Genomic DNA, 2741 nt, shown 5'->3' with positions numbered 1-2741 from the left:
GCGCAAATCACCGTGGAGATCGAGGGCACATATGGCCCGGATGAGATTCCGCAGGTCTGGGACGAGATGCGCCTGCGCATCCGCGACGTGGAGGGTGACCTTCCGAAAGGCGCACGCGCGCCCATCGTCAACGATGATTTCGGCGATGTTTACGGCATGTTCTACGCGGTGAAAACCGAAGGTCTGACCCCGCGCGAAGAGCGGGATCTGGCTACGCGATTGCGGCTGGGGCTGGTGACCGTCGACGGTGTCGCCAAGGTCGAGGTTCAGGGCCTCACCGAAGAGGTGATCACGATCTCGATTCCATCCGCGCGCCTGACAGAGCTGGGCCTTCCGCCCAACCAGGTTCTGAGCGTGCTGAACGATGAGAACCTTGTCTTCGATAATGGCGAGATCACCGAGGGGCCGGCCCGGATAGGACTGTCCGTGCCGCCAGGTTACGTGACCCCCGAAGGGATCGAGGAGTTGCGGCTTGGCGCGGCCGGAGAGGTTGGGCAGGTCGCGATCCATAATATTGCCCGCGTCGCCCGCGACGAGGCGGAACAGCCCAGTCAGATCATCCGGCAGAACGGCACCGCGGCCTTCACCCTCGGGGTGTCGGCGCTGACGAACCGAAACGTGGTCGAAGTTGGCGCGGCAGTCTCGGCCCGGCTTGAGACGTTGAAGGCTGAGTTGCCGGAAGGTGTCGAAGTCACGCCGATCTACGAACAGCACGTCGTCGTTGATCAGGCCGTCTCCAGCTTTCTTCTGAGCCTTGCGATGTCGGTCGCCATCGTTGTCGGGGCGCTGATGCTGACAATGGGCTGGCGCGCGGGCCTCGTGGTGGGCGCGACGCTCGGGCTTACGGTTTTCGTGACACTGTTCTTCATGTCGGTGTTCGGGATCGCAATGGAGCGGATCAGCCTTGGCGCCCTGATCATTGCGATGGGGATGCTGGTGGACAACGCCATCGTGATCACCGAAGGGATGGTAATCGGCATGGCGCGCGGAAAGAGTGCGGAAAAAGCCGCCGCCGAGACCGAAAGTTCCACGTCCATTCCGCTGCTTGGGGCCACCGTGATCGGGATCATGGCATTTTCCGGGATCGGCCTGTCGCCGGATGCCACGGGCGAGTTCCTGTTCTCGCTTTTCGCGGTGATCACCATCTCGCTGCTGATGAGCTGGATTCTGGCCGTCACGGTCACGCCCTATCTCGGCAAGCTGCTGCTCAAGGCCCCAAAAAACACCTCGGACGATCCCTACAAGGGCGCGTTCTACGGGATCTATCGCGGGATGCTCTGGCTCGTGCTGCGCGCCCGTGTGCTGGTTGTGCTTATAATCGTGGGAATCACAGTTGTGTCGGTGATGGCCTTCGGGCAGGTCAAGCAGGCCTTTTTCCCGGCGTCAAATACCCCGCTCTTCTATGTCGAATTCCAGATGCCGCAAGGCACTGACATCAACGTCACCGACCGTGAAATGCGGCGTCTTGAACAGATGTTCCTGGCCGAGGAGGGCGTGACGGATGTGACGACCCTGGTGGGACGTGGCGCAAGCCGCTTCATGCTGACCTACAATCCAGAGCAGGCAGATGCCAGCTATGGCCAGCTGATCGTCCGGGTGGCCGACGCCGAGGCGATCCCGGCCATGGCCAATCGGTTGAACCGCGATCTGCCCGCCGCATTTCCCAACGCGCTTGTCCGGGTCGAAGAACTCGTTTTCGGCCCGCCCTCCGGTGCCGATGTGGCGGTCCGCTTCTCCGGTGCCGATCCGGTCATTCTGCGCCAACTCGCCGATGATGCAACCCGGATATACGAGGCCGCAGGCACAATCACAAATTCACGCACCAATTGGCGGCAGCGCGAGATCCTGATCGAGCCGATCGTTGACGAGTCGCGGATGCGGCTGGCCGGGACCACGCGCAGCGCGATCGCCGATTCCATCCGCTATGGAACCTCGGGCTTGCGGGTCGGTGAATTGCGCGAAGGCGACGAGGTCATTCCAATCCATCTGCGGCTGGCCGCCAACGAACGCGACGGGATTGATCGCGTTCGGGACCTGTCGGCCTGGTCCGATGGGGCTGGTGCCTACGTTCCCATGGCCAACCTTGTGGAACAGTTCGAACCGCGCCTCGTCGAGGCGCTCATTCACCGGCGCAACCGTGAACGCACCATCACCGCCCTTGGCGGCGCACGGGCGGATCTCACCGCCGATGAGGCCTTCAAAAGCGTGCGCACCGAGATCGAGGCCCTCCCGCTTCCCGACGGCTACAGCATGGAATGGGGCGGTCAGTATGAAAGCTCCACCGACGCCCAGACCAGCCTTGGCAAACAGCTTCCCCTCGGCTTTCTTGTCATGCTGACGATCTCGATCCTGATGTTCAACAAGGTTCGCCAGCCGCTCATCCTGTGGCTTGTCGTGCCGATGTCAGTGACAGGCATGGTGCTCGGGCTGCTCTTCACAGGCCTGCCTTTCACTTTCACGGCCCTGCTCGGCTTTTTGTCGCTTTCGGGGATGCTGATGAAGAACGCGATCGTTCTGGTCGAAGAGATCGACGTGCAGCGCGCGGACGGTGTGCCGGATTACAAGGCGGTAATCGACGGCTCTGTCAGCCGTCTGCGCCCTGTGGTGCTGGCCGCCGGCACAACGATCTTCGGCATGATCCCGCTCCTGCCGGATGCGTTTTTCGCGTCTATGGCGGTGACGATAATGGGTGGCCTCGCGTTTGCCTCGGTGCTGACCCTTGTCGCCGTGCCGGTACTTTA

The 2741-nt window shown here is 62.1% G+C and carries 1 protein-coding gene; it reads left to right on the top strand.

Annotated features, from left to right (window positions below; all coding sequences use genetic code 11):
• A partial coding sequence (locus ABIE58_RS20190; protein WP_354546402.1) for an efflux RND transporter permease subunit occupies positions 1 to 2741 on the top strand: 2741 nt, incomplete at both ends.

The organism is Roseovarius sp. MBR-78 (genome assembly GCF_040547535.1).
Taxonomy (GTDB): Bacteria; Pseudomonadota; Alphaproteobacteria; order Rhodobacterales; family Rhodobacteraceae; genus Roseovarius.
This window is presented reverse-complemented; position numbering and strand designations above follow the sequence as displayed.